The sequence below is a fragment of the Flavobacterium galactosi genome (assembly GCF_048158585.1).
GTDB classification, from domain to species: Bacteria; Bacteroidota; Bacteroidia; order Flavobacteriales; family Flavobacteriaceae; genus Flavobacterium; species Flavobacterium galactosi.
On record NZ_JBLNKV010000006.1, the window covers coordinates 282,616 to 298,671 of the forward strand.

General features: G+C 32.7%; 17 protein-coding genes. 2 read left to right on the forward strand and 15 right to left on the reverse strand.

Annotated features, from left to right (window positions below; all coding sequences use genetic code 11):
• Positions 1–24: 24 nt before the first annotated feature.
• The 10 genes from coaE to ACM55M_RS14490 form a co-directional block, all read right to left on the reverse strand.
• Entirely contained in the window at positions 25–621 is a 597-nt protein-coding gene (coaE, locus tag ACM55M_RS14445; RefSeq protein WP_416858360.1) for a dephospho-CoA kinase, read from the reverse strand.
• A 1-nt stretch (position 622) separates the two neighbouring features.
• Positions 623–1,621 (reverse strand): glycosyltransferase family 2 protein, encoded by a 999-nt coding sequence (locus tag ACM55M_RS14450; RefSeq protein ID WP_416858361.1) that lies wholly within the window; start codon positions 1,619–1,621, stop codon positions 623–625.
• Between the two features lie 126 nt (positions 1,622–1,747).
• The gene (gene fabV / locus ACM55M_RS14455) at positions 1,748–2,938 is read right to left on the reverse strand and encodes an enoyl-ACP reductase FabV (protein WP_416858362.1); all 1,191 of its coding nucleotides are present in this window, start codon (positions 2,936–2,938) and stop codon (positions 1,748–1,750) included.
• 90 nt (positions 2,939–3,028) lie between these two features.
• Positions 3,029–4,681 (reverse strand): DNA repair protein RecN, encoded by a 1,653-nt coding sequence (gene recN, locus ACM55M_RS14460; protein WP_416858363.1) that lies wholly within the window; start codon positions 4,679–4,681, stop codon positions 3,029–3,031.
• A 54-nt stretch (positions 4,682–4,735) separates the two neighbouring features.
• On the reverse strand, positions 4,736–5,620 hold the full coding sequence (porD, locus tag ACM55M_RS14465; RefSeq protein WP_416858364.1) for a type IX secretion system protein PorD: 885 nt from the start codon (positions 5,618–5,620) through the stop codon (positions 4,736–4,738).
• Between the two features lie 69 nt (positions 5,621–5,689).
• A complete protein-coding gene (gene coaBC, locus ACM55M_RS14470) occupies positions 5,690–6,907 on the reverse strand; it encodes a bifunctional phosphopantothenoylcysteine decarboxylase/phosphopantothenate--cysteine ligase CoaBC (protein ID WP_416858365.1) in 1,218 nt (405 codons plus the stop codon).
• A gap of 8 nt (positions 6,908–6,915) precedes the next feature.
• On the reverse strand, positions 6,916–7,233 hold the full coding sequence (locus ACM55M_RS14475; RefSeq protein WP_035671643.1) for a DNA-directed RNA polymerase subunit omega: 318 nt from the start codon (positions 7,231–7,233) through the stop codon (positions 6,916–6,918).
• Between the two features lie 8 nt (positions 7,234–7,241).
• Positions 7,242–8,036, reverse strand: coding sequence for an outer membrane protein assembly factor BamD (locus ACM55M_RS14480; protein ID WP_416858366.1), 795 nt, complete (start codon positions 8,034–8,036; stop codon positions 7,242–7,244).
• Between the two features lie 131 nt (positions 8,037–8,167).
• Positions 8,168–9,055, reverse strand: a complete 888-nt coding sequence (gene dapA / locus ACM55M_RS14485) for a 4-hydroxy-tetrahydrodipicolinate synthase (protein WP_416858367.1) — start codon at positions 9,053–9,055, stop codon at positions 8,168–8,170.
• 6 nt (positions 9,056–9,061) lie between these two features.
• On the reverse strand, positions 9,062–9,526 hold the full coding sequence (locus ACM55M_RS14490) for a DUF6913 domain-containing protein (protein ID WP_416858368.1): 465 nt from the start codon (positions 9,524–9,526) through the stop codon (positions 9,062–9,064).
• Positions 9,527–9,627: 101 nt separating this feature from the next.
• On the opposite strand from ACM55M_RS14490, the gene ACM55M_RS14495 reads away from it, so the two are divergent.
• Entirely contained in the window at positions 9,628–10,437 is an 810-nt protein-coding gene (locus ACM55M_RS14495; RefSeq protein WP_416858369.1) for a 5'-nucleotidase C-terminal domain-containing protein, read from the forward strand.
• 138 nt (positions 10,438–10,575) lie between these two features.
• Complete coding sequence (locus ACM55M_RS14500) at positions 10,576–11,487, forward strand: bifunctional metallophosphatase/5'-nucleotidase (protein ID WP_416858370.1); 912 nt, start codon at positions 10,576–10,578, stop codon at positions 11,485–11,487.
• Positions 11,488–12,152: 665 nt separating this feature from the next.
• Here the strand turns inward: ACM55M_RS14500 and ligA are convergent.
• From ligA to rpsF, 5 genes are all read right to left on the reverse strand, one after another.
• Positions 12,153–14,156, reverse strand: a complete 2,004-nt coding sequence (gene ligA, locus ACM55M_RS14505; protein WP_416858371.1) for an NAD-dependent DNA ligase LigA — start codon at positions 14,154–14,156, stop codon at positions 12,153–12,155.
• 74 nt (positions 14,157–14,230) lie between these two features.
• Positions 14,231–14,704 (reverse strand): DUF6495 family protein, encoded by a 474-nt coding sequence (locus ACM55M_RS14510; RefSeq protein ID WP_416858372.1) that lies wholly within the window; start codon positions 14,702–14,704, stop codon positions 14,231–14,233.
• 136 nt (positions 14,705–14,840) lie between these two features.
• The gene (gene rplI / locus ACM55M_RS14515) at positions 14,841–15,284 is read right to left on the reverse strand and encodes a 50S ribosomal protein L9 (RefSeq protein WP_416858373.1); all 444 of its coding nucleotides are present in this window, start codon (positions 15,282–15,284) and stop codon (positions 14,841–14,843) included.
• 66 nt (positions 15,285–15,350) lie between these two features.
• Entirely contained in the window at positions 15,351–15,647 is a 297-nt protein-coding gene (gene rpsR / locus ACM55M_RS14520) for a 30S ribosomal protein S18 (RefSeq protein ID WP_007138295.1), read from the reverse strand.
• A gap of 5 nt (positions 15,648–15,652) precedes the next feature.
• On the reverse strand, positions 15,653–15,994 hold the full coding sequence (gene rpsF / locus ACM55M_RS14525) for a 30S ribosomal protein S6 (RefSeq protein ID WP_035671622.1): 342 nt from the start codon (positions 15,992–15,994) through the stop codon (positions 15,653–15,655).
• Between the last annotated feature and the right edge of the window lie 62 nt (positions 15,995–16,056).

Genomic DNA, 16,056 nt, shown 5'->3' on the forward strand with positions numbered 1-16,056 from the left:
AATACATTAACCAAAGATTAACATCTAAGACTCATTTTGTTTAATCTTTAAAATTTTAAGAATTTTAACAATTTCTAATTTTGCCACCTCAATTGAAGTATTTTCTATAACAAAATCGCTTTTCGAAATGCGCTGACCGTCAGTCCATTGTGCTTGCATTCGCTTTAAAACAAGTTCGCGTGTAGTTTTATCGCGCTCCATAACCCTTTGAATCCTTGCTTCTACTGGTGCAGTTATCGTTATAATTAAATCACAATTTTTATAACCGCCACTTTCAAATAAAATGGCAGCTTCGTAAATAACATAAGGTGCTGCTGTATGTTGCAAAACCCATTGATCAAAATGTCTTTTTACGGCAGGGTGAACTATTTTATTGAGTTCTTTTAATTTTTCAGGGTCATTGAATACAATCTCAGCTAGTTTTTCTCTATTCAATACATTATTTTCAAAAATATAATTACCAAATACTTTTTTAATAGCTTCAATAATTGCTGCTGATTGCATAATTTCCCTTGCTTCATCATCGGCAATGTAAACTGGAATACCAAAGGATTGAAAATAATTTGCAATGGTTGTTTTTCCACTTCCGATACCGCCTGTTAAACCAATTATTTTTGTCATATTATTTTTTGAAAAATAACTCAGGAAAAGCCTCTTGTGGTTTTTGCTTCAGAATTATAATTTTTATAAATGATTCTAAAAATCCTATTCCGTAGCCATAAAATTGTTTCCAAACGGCTATCAATGATAAAAATCCAATTTTAATATTCTTGTTCTGATACGTAGACACCAAAAACAATACCAAAAAATAAACAAAATACAACTGAAGCAACTTGTCAAAATTGAAAACCAATAATACTAATGAAGTGAAAAATCCTATTATAAAAACAGAAGGAAAGAAAAAAGTCAATTTATTGTATTGCGGATACCAACTGTTAAGAATGGGTCTTGCCTTACCAAACTTATTTACCTGAATAGAGAACTTATGCCAATCAATTCTTCTTTTGTGATACACATACGCTTTTGGAAAAAGTTGCGTCTCAAAACCTAAATTCCACAAACGGATGGATAGATCCGGATCTTCACCGGGATGAATATTTCCAAAACCTTTGGAAGCCTCAAAAGCTTTTCGAGACAATCCCATGTTAAAACTTCTAGGCTGAAACTTGTCAATTTTTTCTGAACCACCTCTAATTCCGCCAGTAGTAAGAAACGAAGTCATCGCAAAATTGATTGCTTTTTGAATATCCGAAAAACTATCTAAAGCCCTATCAGGACCACCAAAACAATCCACATAATTTTGTTTTAATGCCGTATCCACTTCTATCAAATACCCTTCTGGAATAATGCAATCCGAGTCAAAAATGATAAAGTAATCTCCTCTAGCTTTATTCATTCCATAATTTCTAGAATCCCCTGGACCTGAATTTTCCTTGTAATAATAGGAAATATCAAGTCTGTCACCATATTTTTGAGCAATATCCTTACAAGGTACAGTGGAGCCATCTTCAATTATAACAATTTCAAAAATTTCGTTGTAGGTTGAACGAGATAAACTTTCTAAAAGTTCATCAACTTCGTCCGGGCGATTGTAAACCGGTATGATAAGGGAAAATAACATAAATTAAGAATGTGGTATTAAAGATATTTTTTAGACTCAAATAATTTTAACAAATATAATCTTTATACATAAAAAAACCATCAACTATTAATTGATGGTTTTATAAATATTTACTTTGGCATGGGATTACGCAATACTTTCGATGTTGACCACTTCGTTTGCATCTGCTTTATAATCTACTCCTTGAACGTCAAAGCCAAACAGATTGTAAAAATCTTTCCTATAACCTTCTAAATCACCTATTTCAGCTAGATTTTCAGTAACAGCCTCAATCCATAATTTAGCTACTTTTTCTTGAACATCAGGACGCATTTCTAAATCGTCAATACGAATTCTTCCTTTCTCATCCACAGGAACTTCATTTCCGGTATACAATCTTTCTTGATATAAACGTTGAATTTGCTCAATACAACCTTCATGAATTCCTTCTTCCTTCATTATTTTGTACAATAAAGAAATATACAATGGAATAACTGGAATCGCAGAACTTGCTTGAGTTACTAGAGCTTTATTTACAGAAACAAATGCTTTTCCATCAATATCGGCTAAACTGTCAGTGATAGCAAATGCAGTCGCTTCAAGATGATCTTTAGCACGCCCTATGGTTCCTTTTCTATAAACTGCCTCAGTCAATGAAGGTCCAATATAAGAATAAGCAACAGTTGTAGCGCCAGGAGCTAATAAATTTTCTGCTTTTAAAGCGTCAATCCACATACCCCAATCTTCACCACCCATTACAGCAATTGTATTTTCAATATCATCGCCACTACAAGGCTCAATAGAAATTTCGGAAACTTTACCCGAATGAAAATCAACAGTTTTGTTAGTGTAAGTACTTCCAATTGGTTTCAAAACAGAACGATGCATAACACCAGTAACGGGATGAACACGAACAGGGGAAGCTAAACTATAAATTATTAAATCAATTTGACCTAAATCAGCTTTGATAAGATCTAATGTTTGTTTTTTTATTTCATTCGAAAAGGCATCGCCATTGATACTTTTTGCATATAAACCTGCTTTGTGAGCTTCATTTTCGAAAGCTGCAGAATTATACCAACCTGGTGAAGCCGTTTTCCCTTCAGAAGGTGCTTTTTCAAAAAATACACCAATCGTTGCTGCATTAGAACCAAAAGCACTTGTAATTCTGGAAGCCAACCCAAAACCGGTTGAGGCTCCAATTACTAAGACTTTTTTAGCCCCATTAATATTTCCTTTTGATTTTATATATTCTATCTGATTTTTAACATTTTGTTCGCATCCTTTTGGGTGAGATGTCGTACAAATAAATCCTCTCATTCTAGGTTCTATAATCATATTTGGTTATTCTTTAATTTAATTTTTTGTATAATTGTTTTTAAGCTTTCGCAAAATACTTACTAAAAGGAACAAATATAAAGCAAAATATTAGTTCAACAAGGCTTTTGCGTGATTTAAGGCTGATTCAGAAACGATTGTCCCTGATAACATTTGTGCAATTTCCACTACTCTGTCTTCTGCGTTTAACAACTTTAGTTCCGATTGTGTATCATCGCCAACAGTTGATTTAAACACTTTGAAATGTGCATTCCCTTTTGCAGCGATTTGAGGCAAATGCGTGATGGCAAAAATTTGCATTTCCTGACTCATTTCCTTCATGATTTCTCCCATTCTAATGGCAATCTCTCCGGAAACACCAGTGTCAATTTCATCAAAAATCAGCGTTGGCAATTTTGAATATTGCGCCAATATTGCTTTAACAGCCAGCATGATTCTGGACATTTCTCCTCCGGAAGCCACTTTTTTCAATAAGCCAAAATCAGTTCCTTTATTGGCCGAAAATAAAAATTGAAGTTCATCTTTCCCATTCTGGAAATACGTTTCAGCGGCATTCATGTCAATTTTAAAGCGGACATTCGGCATTCCTAGAGTTTCTAAAATCGCAATCAGTTTTTGAGATAAAACTGGAATCGATTCTAATCTATTATCATGAAGTATAGCCGACATGGCATCTAATGTGATTGTTTTTTGTCCTATCGAATGCGTTAATGCTATAATTTCTTCTTCTATATTTCCTAATTCTAAAACTGAATTTTCTAAGTTAGTTTGAATTTCCAGTAATTCATCTACCGTAGTAACCTGATGTTTCTTTTGCAAATTAAAAAGAACCTGTAGCTTTTGGCTAATTAAGTCCAATTGCTCCGGATCATTAATTAGTTTTTCTGAACAACGATTCATCTCTTCTGAAATATCATCAAACTCAATCGTTAAACTTGTAATTCTTTCTAACAAAGAATGGTAATCGGTTGAAAAAGGAGCTATTTTTTGTAATGAAATTTTAATTTCTTTCAAATTATTCAGTACTCCAATCTGTTCTTCATTGGCAATAGCCAAAGCTTTATCGATAGATTCTTTAATAATTTCAACATTGTTCAACTTCTCAAAATCAGCTTCTAGAGTTTCTTGTTCGCCTGATTTTAATTGCGCCGCAACTAATTCATCCAATAAAAAAGTATTGTATTCCTGTTCTTTCTTAGATTCGCTTTGTCTTTTCAGCAGCGAATTCAATTTGGATTTATCCGATTTATAACTTTTCAAAAGCGATTGGTAATCCAAAATCGTTTCTTTATTATTGGCAATGGCATCAATAATATCGAACTGAACATTTTCATCTGAAAGTTCTTGGGTTTGCTGTTGCGAATGAATATCAATTAAGAACAAACTCAATTCCTGAAGTTCCTGAAGATTTACGGGACTGTCATTGATAAAAGCCCTGGATTTACCCGAAGGCAGGATTTCACGTCTAATTATAGTTTCATTTTCATAGTCTAAATCATTGGCGTCAAAAAACGGTAACAAATTATACTTTGAAATTTCAAAATGAGCTTCAATGATGCATTTTTCTTCCTTGTTCTTCAAAGAAGTCAAGTCGGCTCTTTTTCCTAAAACTAGTCCTAATGCTCCTAAAATTATTGATTTACCAGCTCCAGTTTCTCCTGTTATTGTTGAGAAACCTTTTGAAAAATCGATAGTCAATTTTTCTATTAAAGCATAGTTTTTTATCGAAAGTGACGTTATCATTTATATATTGTTTTTGGATGAGGAGCTAAAGAATAAATTAAAATTGAAAACCAATTAATATTTTATTAGCACCCATTTACTTGAATTCAAAGGAGAAATTTTATTCAGATTATCGACTAAATCTGATATAGTGATGCTTGGTCCACCAGAAAATACCGAAACTATTTCATCTGATTTGGCATCAAAAAAGACACGTGTTAAAAAGGCATTAGGTCTTGAAGCACTTAATTTTGCTAAATTAATTAACGATCCTTTTATTTTTTCTTTCGAAGCTTTTAAATCCTGACTCATCAAGTCTAATCCGGCATGATAGTCATACATGGTTTGTCTGACTTGTTTGAACGGCGGGGATAAAATATCGTTAATCAAAAAATATCGATTTTGATTTCCATCCGTTTGTCCCCACCCTTTAGAACCTCCTTGTTGCGCCACATTTGAAATGTTTTGGGCTATTTCAAAATTTGGATTTCCGGATTCCAAAACAAAAGTATCCGAATCCATCCCTAAAATCACATAACTGTAAAAAGCAATTACAGAAACTAAATTAGAATCAAAAGTAGTTGGATTAAAAATTAAATTTTCGAACTCCGTATATCTAAAACTAAAGTCCTTATCATTAAAATTTAATACTGGAGATGCGTAGGAAGAATTAAAAACTGGTCGTGATGATTGTACCTGAATGGTGGCCGTAAATTGGTCTGTGCTATTTGATGAAACGGTAATATACATCGAGCAATTAATCTTTTCATTTTGCTTGAAACTCTGTCCTGTCCAATCCGTTTTGTTTACAAATTCACTTATTGATGTTTCTAGGGTCTTGAAAACTTGCTGATTTGCATTACTCAATTTTTGCGCATTTACTGTCACAGTACAATTTAATTGTTGCGCTTGTAAAAACCCAAAAGTCAGGAGTAAAAGAAAAGTAATTATTTTATTCATCTGTAACTTTCTATTGTTTCATAGGGATTATAATAAGTCACTCACCAACATTGCTTTTAAATTGCTCTGCTAGCTCATCTCATAAAAGTGTCCAATGACTTTATTTAATATATCATCAGCAACTGATTCTTTCGATTTCAATTCCATTGCTTCGATAGTAAAAAACTTGTCAATGAAGGTCACTTTATTGGTTGCCTTTCCAAAACCGGCTCCTTTATCCTGCAATGAATTTAGAACTATCAAATCTAAGTTTTTTTTCTGAATTTTCAACTTCGCATTTTCAATTTCATTTTCTGTTTCCAAAGCAAAACCAATTAAAAACTGATTTTTTTTACTTTGACCTAATGAAGCTAAAATATCTTTTGTTTTCTCCAATTCAATAGTGAAATCATCATCATTCTTTTTGATCTTTTGCAAAGCTACATTCTTAGGCTTATAATCCGCAACTGCAGCAGCAGCAATCGCAACATCCACATCAGTATAATAAAGATGACAGGCATCGTACATTTCCTGAGCAGAAACCACTGGAATCACTTTTATTAATGGATTAGTAGCTTTACAATGTGTAGGGCCAGTAACTAATACTACTGAAGCTCCCAGATTAGCAGCGCTTGAGGCAATATCAAAACCCATTTTCCCTGAAGAATGATTTCCTATAAAACGTACGGGATCTATAGCTTCGTATGTGGGACCGGCAGTAATTAATATTTTTTTTCCTTTTAATGGCAATCTGCTTTCTAAATCAGCTTCTATAAAGGCAACAATATGTTCCGGTTCAGCCATTCTTCCTTCTCCTGAAAGTCCACTGGCTAATTCTCCGCTTTCAGCAGGAATTATAGTGTCTCCAAATTCAGTCAGCGAGAAAAAATTCGCAATGGTGGATGGATGTTTGTACATATCCAAATCCATTGCTGGTGCATAATAGACGGGACACTTTGCTGATAAATAAGCTGCAATCAAAAGATTATCACAAGTACCATGTGCCATTTTTGACAAGGTATTTGCAGTTGCTGGAGCAATAACCATCAAATCAGCCCAAACTGCTAATTCAACATGATTATTCCATTTCTCATTTTCGTCGTCTTGATTGTAAAAACTGGAAAATACCGGATTTTTAGATAACGTAGATAGCGTTAATGGAGTTATAAAATCCTTAGAAGCAGGTGTCATTATCACTTGGACATGCGCACCTGCTTTTATGAAAAGTCGTACTAATGAAGCGGTTTTATAGGCTGCAATTCCACCAGAAATCCCTAGTAAAATTTTCTTACCGTTTAAAACTGACATTACTACTATTACTTATTTGAATCTCTGTGGTAAATTTTACCATCTAACCATTCTTGAACCGCTAAAGCGTGAGGCTTAGGCAATTTTTCGTAAAATTTTGAAACCTCAATTTGTTCTTTGTTTTCAAAAACTTCTTCAAGACTGTCATTATATGTAGCAAATTCTTCCAATTTCTCAGTCAATTCTTTTTTGATTTCAGAATTGATTTGGTTTGCTCTTTTAGCCATAATGGTTATCGCTTCATACACGTTTCCAGTAGGTTCTTCAATAACATTTTTGTTGTATGTTATTGTATTTACCGGAGCATTCGTCTTTTTTAAATCCATGACTTTATTTATTTAGTAAATTTTTGTAAATCTTTTTCAATTCTAGCGAACATTTCGTCTGCTTTATTTTTATATTTTGTATTGGCATCAAATTTAACCAAATTTGAATGTGCCACTTTCGCAACATTTAAGCGCTCTTCCATTTTTGCAGGAACACTATTGATTGCCAGTTGATAAGCTGAATCATATTTGTAAAACAATGCATCTTCCTTGAATTTTGTTCCGGGATAATCAGCTATAAAATTATCAAAAGCAACTATCGCTGATTTAAAATCGGAAATAGTATTGTACCCTTTTGCATTTTCATATACCTTTTTCTCTATTTTATCACTTAGCACTTTTAAAGTTGCATTAGCCTCTGCTAAGTATTCCGAATTAGGATAAGTATCAATAAATGCTTGTAATTTATCTATCGCTTTCACTGTATCTGCCTGATCCAAGCTGTAAACTGGAGATAGCATTGAATAACTTTTTGCACCTAAATAAGCCGCTTCTTGTATTTTTTCACTTTTTGGATAACCAGAAACAAAACTTTCAAATTGGTATCCTGCTAAATAATATTGTTTGGTTTTGTAATACGATTGTGCAAACATGTAAAACAACTTTTCCGCTTGTGGTTTCCCTCTGTATGCCGGGGCAATTTGTTCAAAAAGACGAATCGCTTTTGAATATTTACCTGTATCGTACAATTTAGTAGCTATGTCAAATTTTACAGCAACATCTTCGGTTTTTAGTGCTTTTTGATACTCGTTACAAGAATAAAAAAGGGTAACAAGAAGCAATAGAGATATTATTTTTTTCATTTTTTTACTTTTTTTACGATTTCTGTGTTGTGTTCAACCTACAGAAAATCATACCGAAGTTTCGGTGGCAAATTTAGTTATTAATTTAGCTACTACAAAATATATTTTTGTATAAAAAAACACACTGCTTTTTACGCTTGTTTATTCATTTTTTTAACAAATTGTCCAATTCTGTCAGCCAATGATTCATCTACTTTTACTAATGGCAAACGCACTGTGTTTTCAGCGATTCCCAGTGATAGAAACACTTGTTTGATTCCTGCAGGATTCCCCTGTTCAAAAATCATATCGATACAATCCGACAAAAGGTATTGTGATTTGAATGCTTCCTCTACTTTTCTATTTAAACCCAATCGAATCATTTCAGAGAATTCTTTTGGAAAACCTTGTCCAATTACAGATATAACGCCAGATCCACCAGCCAAAATCATTGGCAAGGCAATCATATCATCGCCAGAAATCACAAGAAAATCCTTTGGTTTGTTTTTTAATATTTGCATCGCTTGAACAATATCACCAGCCGCTTCCTTGATAGCAACCACATTTTCAAAATCATTTGCTAAACGCAAAACAGTTGAAGGCAACATATTACTTGCAGTTCTCCCTGGTACATTGTATAAAATCACAGGAATTGGAGAAGCCTCAGCAACAGCTTTAAAGTGTTGGTAAATTCCTTCCTGGGTTGGTTTACTATAATATGGCGAAACCGAAAGTATAGCAGCAAATTTTGATAAATCTCTAGTTTTAAGCTCGTCTACGACTTTCATTGTATTGTTACCTCCAACGCCTAATACCAATGGCAATCTTCCATTATTAGTTTCTATTACCGTTTTGATAACTAATTCTTTTTCGCCTTGGGACAATGTTGCATTTTCAGCAGTTGTACCAAGTATGACAAGATATTCAATTCCATTATCAATGGAGAAATTTACAATTCTTTTTAATGCTTCAGTATCAATTGAAAAATCTTCGTTAAATGGCGTCACAAGGGCAACACCTGTTCCTATTAATGATTGCATATTGGATTATAATTTGTTTAATATTTTTAAATATTTAAATAATTCGTGAGTGAAAACTTTATAATTTTCGACATTGGTATTAATCATAAAATGATTTAATCTTTTATCTATTGATGAAAATCCAACTTTAAATTGTGCTTTTGAATTATGAGTAACAACCATTAAAATTGCTTTTTCAACATCGTAATAATTGATTAGCAAATCAAACTTTTCGTTTACAAAATCATTTACTTGTGGATGCGTAATCTCTCCTTTCCAATTGAGATGTTTCGCTCCAAAAGCCGGATTCGCCAGCGCATCGCTTTTTTTAAATTTATCTTTGTAAACAATAATTTTAATATTGTCTGCTGGAATTCCATTTGCTATTAACTCGTTAATCAAGGCCTCCTTTTCCGAAAAATAACTGGCATCTATAAGTAAACCTACAGTTTGTATAGAAGTTGAAAGCGAGCTGCTTTTAACATTATGCAAGCTGTTTTTTAATATTTTTTTTACAGAAAAATCCTTTATGTAATTTAAAAACATATTACTTTTACTTGATTACAAAATTAATTAATTAAGTCGCATTTGAAATGGTAAATCTAAAAAAGTATAACGATGTTTTAAAACTTTTTGTTATATTCTTAACATTTGTTTTTATTACTTCCTGTAGTAAACAAAATTATTATACTACGAAGATAGAAGGTAAAAGAATTCCAATTACTGAAAAGGAAAACCAAGCTCCTGACACGAGCCCAGATAGGGAACAAACGAAGCAAATTGAGCACTTTATCAAACCCTACCGCGAACACATTAATAAAGATTTAGACAGCGTTCTGGCGTATTGTCCGGTAACTTTAGATAAAAATTCCGGCAAATGGCAGACAACTATTGGAAATTTACTGGCTGATGTTAGCTTAATGCGAGGCAATTTAGTTTTTAATATCAGAGAAAAAAAGAATATCGATATCTGTTTACTGAATCATGGCGGTATTCGCTCAATTCTTCCTAAAGGAAATGTTACCAGCAGAACTGCTTTTGAAATGATGCCTTTTGAAAACAGTATGGTGGTCATTGCTTTAAAAGGAGCGCAAATTTTTGAATTAGTAAATTATTTTATCTCCGAAAAAAAACCACATCCTTTATCTGGTATAACCTTTACGATTGACAAAAATAACACAGCCAAGAACATCTTAGTTCAAGGAAAACCAATTGAAAAAGACAAAATTTATCATGTGGGTACCAATGATTATTTATCCAATGGTGGCGACAATATGGATTTCTTCAAAAAAGGCGTTCAGAAATATGTTTTGGATTATAAGTTACGAAATATTCTAATTGATTATTTCAAAGAAGTGGATACCATTCCTGTTATAAATGATATCAGGATTACTGTTGAATAGAAAAGGCTTCAGTTAAAAAGAAGAAAATAGTTTCATAAATAATAGCCCTAGCCCTGATGAAAGCGGCATCCTTTGTGTTTTTTCTTTAAAAACATAAAGATATAGCGTACAGCAGGAAATAGCTCCAAAAAAAGGAAAATGAAAAGAAGAGATTTTATAGAAAAAACCGCTGCAAGTACAGCTTTATTGAGTTTAGGATTACCATTATCCAGCTTTACATCCAGTGAGACGAAACACTTGACAATTCTACATACGAATGATGTTCACAGTTACATTGATCCTTTTCCGGCGGATCATCCCAGAAATCCTAATATGGGCGGCGTGGTACGAAGAGCAGCACTTATTGAATCCATCAGAAAAGAAAATCCAAATGTATTATTGCTGGATGCCGGCGATATTTTTCAAGGAACACCGTATTTTAATTATTACGGCGGAGAATTAGAATTCAAATTGATGAGTATGATGCACTATGATGCTTCAACGATAGGAAATCATGATTTTGATAATGGCGTTGAAGGTTTGGTTGCGCAAATGCCTCACGCCACGTTTGAATTCTTATCAGCAAATTATGACTTTAAAAACACTGTGATGGACGGTTTTGTAAAACCGTTTAAGATATTTAATAAAAACGGAATCAAAGTTGGTGTTTTTGGCCTTGGAATTGAACTCAATGGATTAGTGGATAAAGGAATGTATAAAGAAACTGTTTATAACAATCCTGTTGAGGCGGCTCAAGATATGGTTCGGATTTTAAAAAAAGAACAACAATGTGATTTAGTGATTTGTTTGTCGCATTTAGGATATAAATACAAAGACGAGCCCAATAAAATTTGTGATTTAAAATTGGCCGAACTGACGCAAGATATTGACTTAATAATAGGTGGTCACACCCATACTTTTCTTGATAAACCGACAGTTGCAAAAAATCTTGCAGGTAAAGAAGTTTTAGTAAATCAAGTGGGCTGTTATGGAATTAATTTAGGCCGAATTGATTTTTATTTGGATAACAATAAACGGAATGCATCCAAAGGAACATCAATTATTGTTTAATTTATTGATAGATTTATCATTTGCAATAAAGTAATTTACCATAAAAAATAAGAAAATACGTGAGTTGCCATTTCGATTAGACTAAAAACAGAAAGCTTTAGATAAAATCCATTTATAACATAAAAAATATCATAAAACATAAAAAAAACTGACATTAGAAGTAAATTTAGAAAAGCAAAAGTTCCTTTTGCAATGTAATTTACAACAGATATGCAAATCAACATACTTAAAACAATACTATAAATTATAATAATTGAAAAATCTGTTTTCATTTTCTCAAATTGCAAACTCAAAATTGTAGTCGACAAAATGACCAATGCAATTATTACAATTATCAATGAAAAAACAGCTATTCGATCAAACTTTATTTTTTTTAAGCTTTGAAAAAGATTAACCATTAATAACATATAGACAATCAAAAAACTTAAAACAGAACCTGTTTCTGAATCATTATAATTCACCAAAAAAAAACATCACCTATAAAAGAAAAGAGAAAAACACTCGCTTTTATTAAATCAATTTTGTAATTATTTGTTGTTAAATAGTAAATAAAGATTGAAGGCACTACAATAGAATTTGCATAAAGCACTAATGATTCTTGCCCTAGTAAATCAAATAAAACAGTCAATATACAAGCGGAAAAATAAAGTATAAGAGAAGGTGTGCTAGCTTTCATTTATCAGTTTCATAAAATCATCTTCAGAAACTATCGGGACATTAAGTTTATTGGCTTTTTCTAGTTTAGCCGGTCCCATATTATCTCCGGCAACAACATAATCTGTTTTGGCAGAAATAGAACTTGCCACTTTCCCACCGTTATCTTCAATGGCTTTTTTTAAATCATCCCTAGAAAACTTCTCAAAAACACCTGAAACTACAAAGGTTTTTCCAGAAAGTTTATCCGTGGCATTTGAATTTATTTTTTCAACAATTTCAAATTGTATGCCATGTTTTCTTAATCTTTCGATTATAATCCTATTTTCTTGATTTTCGAAAAAGTCAATTACACTTTGGGCAATTCGGTCTCCAATTTCATCCACCAAAATCAAATCCATTAATGTAGCCTGACTCAATGCATCAATATTTTTATAATGCTTGGCTAATTTCTTAGCCACCGTTTCACCAACAAAACGGATTCCAAGAGCAAATAAAACGCTTTCGAAAGGAATACTTTTTGAATTTTCTACCCCTTTCACTAAATTTTCAGCTGATTTTTGAGCCATTCTATCCAAAGGAAGAATTTGCTCCACAGTCAATTCATATAAGTCAGCATAATTATGAACCAGTCCATTATTGAACAGTAATGCAACCGTTTCACCGCCAAGCCCCTCAATATCCATAGCTTTTCTTGAAATATAATGCTGTATTCGTCCGATAATCTGTGGAGGACAACCATAAAAATTCGGGCAATAATGATTGGCTTCGCCTTCACTTCGTACTAATTCGGTATGACATTCCGGGCAATGCGTGATGTATTTTGTTGTTTCCGTATTCGCAGGACGTTGACTCAAATCAACGGCAATAATTTTCGGGATTATCTCTCCTCCTTTTTCTACAAAAACGGTATCTCCTACACGAATATCCAGTTTCTCAATTTGATCAGCATTATGTAAAGATGCCCGTTTCACAATGGTTCCTGCCAATTGCACCGGCTCCAAATTTGCCACTGGCGTAATCGCCCCGGTTCGTCCTACTTGATAGGAAATCGAATTTAGCTTTGTCGAAACTTGTTCTGATTTGAATTTATAGGCAATTGCCCAACGCGGAGATTTGGCTGTAAAACCCAATTCATCCTGATAGTGAAAAGAATTTACTTTTACTACAACACCATCCGTTTCATAAGGAAGCGTATGTCTGTGTGTGTCCCAATAATCTATAAATTGAAAAACTTCTTCTAGATTATGAGCCAGTTTTGCCTCTTTAGGTGCTTTAAATCCCCATTCCCTTGCCCTCTCTAATCCTTCATATTGTGATTTGAAAGGCAGATTGTTTCCAATTAAAAAATACAACAAACAATCTAATGGTCTTTTGGCAACTTCGGCACTGTCTTGTAATTTCAAACTTCCCGAAGCGGTGTTTCTAGGATTTGAATACGGTAATTCCCCAATTTCGATTAAATCCTGATTCATTTTTTCGAAACCGGCAAAAGGCAAAATGATTTCACCACGTACATCAAATATAGCAGGGAAATTTCCTTTCAACTTGAGCGGGATTGATTTTATGGTTTTAATATTATTGGTCACATCATCGCCTTGAAAACCATCCCCACGAGTAACGGCGCGTTTTAATTTTCCGTTTTCGTAGGTAATGCTGATTGATGCCCCATCATATTTTAATTCACAGGTATATTCTAATGGAACTTCCCCGAGAACTTTTTGAATACGTTTTTCCCAATCAGCTAATTCTTCTTTAGAATAGGAATTATCAAGAGAATACATTCGGTGTTCATGAGGAACGGTTTGGAAGTTTTTTGTAATCGTACCACCTACTCGTTGCGTAGGAGAATTTTCATCAAAGTATTCGGGATATTTATTTTCTAAATCCTGAAGCTGTTTTAATTTCAAATCAAATTCATAATCGGAAATTATTGGTTTATCCAACACATAATAAGTATAATTGTGCTGATTTAATTCCTCTCTTAAAGTTTGAATCGTATTTTGAATATCCATAGAAAATAAATTGGCTATTTTAGTATTTGAAAAAGTGTACTAAAATAACCAAATTAAAAGAAACTGCAATACAATTATGACTGTATAATCGTATTTATTTGTTTGTATAAAAGACCATCACTTAAAAAAGAACCTTGTTGGATTAATTCGAAAACTGAGGTATTACGTTCATCGGTAAACTCTTTTTTTCCCACTTTCATTTCAATTGTTTCGGTAAACATGTTATCGCTAAGCCATTGCAATCCTTCTTTGGTCAGAAAATCTGTTTCTGGAACCAATGATTTCAAAACAATAGATTGAACATAAGTCTCAAAACAATGAAAAAGAAAAATATGATTTTTAGAAAAATGTTCTAAATATTCTGCTTTTGTTAGAACCCCTTCCCAAACCAAATCAGAAAAAACATCAAGTTCCTGTTCGGCCACTTCCGGTTTTTCATTTTTAATTTTATCCCACTCCGCTTTATCAATTGCTTGAGTAGCTAGAAAATTAGTAAATTCAGGTACTAATTCTTCAAATTGCTCTTTTGTTAATCTTGAGTATTTCATTTATGCTGAATTTATTTCAGTATCTTAAATAATTAAGATGCTCTTTTTTTTATAAGTTAAAGAATCTGAAACCAGTTCAGATTAAACAAAAAAAAATCCCGACTTCCATCGGGATTTAATTATATAAATTTACTAATTATGCTTTTTCAGCAACAATTTCGTAAGGTAATTCAATAATTACATCTCTGTGTAATCTAACGTTAGCAGCATATTTTCCTGTACGTTTAACAATTCCACTAGTAATAAATTTTCTGTCAATTACTTGACCACCTTTTGCTAAAGCTTCAGCAATGTCAATATTCGTGATTGAACCGAATAATTTCTCACCACCTGCTTTTGCGAAAATTTTAATTTCGATAGCTTTTAAAGTTTCAGCTAATGATTTTGCATCGTTAACTACTTTTTCTTCTTTGTGAGCTCTTTGCTTTAGGTTTTCAGCTAATACTTTCTTTGCAGAAGAAGTTGCCAAATGTGCGTGACCTTGTGGGATTAAAAAGTTACGACCATATCCGTTTTTCACGTTTACTACGTCATCTTTAAATCCTAAATTTTGAACATCTTTTCTTAAAATAAGTTCCATGTTGTTGTCCTTTATTTGAGAAGTTAGGTTTCATATTTCAGAAAACCAACAACTGTTAATTTTTAATTATTTTAATAAATCCGCCACATATGGCATTAAAGCTAAGTGACGTGCTCTCTTAACTGCAACTGACACTTTTCTTTGGTATTTCAATGAAGTTCCTGTTAAACGACGAGGAAGAATTTTTCCTTGTTCGTTTACAAATTTCAATAAGAAATCAGCATCTTTATAATCAATATATTTGATACCTGATTTTTTGAAACGACAATACTTTTTAGTTTTGTTTGTTTCTATGTTTAAAGGTGTAAGATATCTGATATCTCCGTCTTTTTTTCCTGAAGCCGATTGTTGTAATGTTGCCATGATAATTAAGCTTTTGTAGATTTTAATTTAGTTCTTCTTCTTTCAGCCCAAGATATAGCATGTTTATCTAAACTTACAGTCAAGAAACGCATTACTCTTTCGTCACGTCTAAATTCAGTTTCAAAAGCAATAAGAACTTCTCCTGCTACTTTGAATTCGAATAAATGGTAAAAACCACTTTTTTTGTTTTGAATTTCGTAAGCCATCTTTTTAAGACCCCAGTCTTCTTTCGATACCATTTCAGCTCCACGACTAGTAAGAAAATCTTCAAATTTGCTTACTGTTTCCTTTACCTGAACTTCAGATAAAACGGGATTTAAAATGAAAACAGTTTCATAATGATTCATAAATATTTTATTTATTTGTTAATTTGGCTGCGAAAGTAATCAATTATTTTAAACAAACAATA

Excerpts from the sequence above, each read along its gene's own strand:
- coaE (WP_416858360.1), bottom strand. The coding sequence starts at position 621 with ATGACAAAAATAATTGGTTTAACAGGCGGTATCGGAAGTGGAAAAACA.
- ACM55M_RS14450 (WP_416858361.1), bottom strand. The coding sequence starts at position 1,621 with ATGTTATTTTCCCTTATCATACCGGTTTACAATCGCCCGGACGAAGTT.
- fabV (WP_416858362.1), bottom strand. The coding sequence starts at position 2,938 with ATGATTATAGAACCTAGAATGAGAGGATTTATTTGTACGACATCTCAC.
- recN (WP_416858363.1), bottom strand. The coding sequence starts at position 4,681 with ATGATAACGTCACTTTCGATAAAAAACTATGCTTTAATAGAAAAATTG.
- porD (WP_416858364.1), bottom strand. The coding sequence starts at position 5,620 with ATGAATAAAATAATTACTTTTCTTTTACTCCTGACTTTTGGGTTTTTA.
- coaBC (WP_416858365.1), bottom strand. The coding sequence starts at position 6,907 with ATGTCAGTTTTAAACGGTAAGAAAATTTTACTAGGGATTTCTGGTGGA.
- ACM55M_RS14475 (WP_035671643.1), bottom strand. The coding sequence starts at position 7,233 with ATGGATTTAAAAAAGACGAATGCTCCGGTAAATACAATAACATACAAC.
- ACM55M_RS14480 (WP_416858366.1), bottom strand. The coding sequence starts at position 8,036 with ATGAAAAAAATAATATCTCTATTGCTTCTTGTTACCCTTTTTTATTCT.
- dapA (WP_416858367.1), bottom strand. The coding sequence starts at position 9,055 with ATGCAATCATTAATAGGAACAGGTGTTGCCCTTGTGACGCCATTTAAC.
- ACM55M_RS14495 (WP_416858369.1), top strand. The coding sequence starts at position 9,628 with ATGGTAAATCTAAAAAAGTATAACGATGTTTTAAAACTTTTTGTTATA.
- ACM55M_RS14500 (WP_416858370.1), top strand. The coding sequence starts at position 10,576 with ATGAAAAGAAGAGATTTTATAGAAAAAACCGCTGCAAGTACAGCTTTA.
- ligA (WP_416858371.1), bottom strand. The coding sequence starts at position 14,156 with ATGGATATTCAAAATACGATTCAAACTTTAAGAGAGGAATTAAATCAG.
- ACM55M_RS14510 (WP_416858372.1), bottom strand. The coding sequence starts at position 14,704 with ATGAAATACTCAAGATTAACAAAAGAGCAATTTGAAGAATTAGTACCT.
- rplI (WP_416858373.1), bottom strand. The coding sequence starts at position 15,284 with ATGGAACTTATTTTAAGAAAAGATGTTCAAAATTTAGGATTTAAAGAT.
- rpsR (WP_007138295.1), bottom strand. The coding sequence starts at position 15,647 with ATGGCAACATTACAACAATCGGCTTCAGGAAAAAAAGACGGAGATATC.
- rpsF (WP_035671622.1), bottom strand. The coding sequence starts at position 15,994 with ATGAATCATTATGAAACTGTTTTCATTTTAAATCCCGTTTTATCTGAA.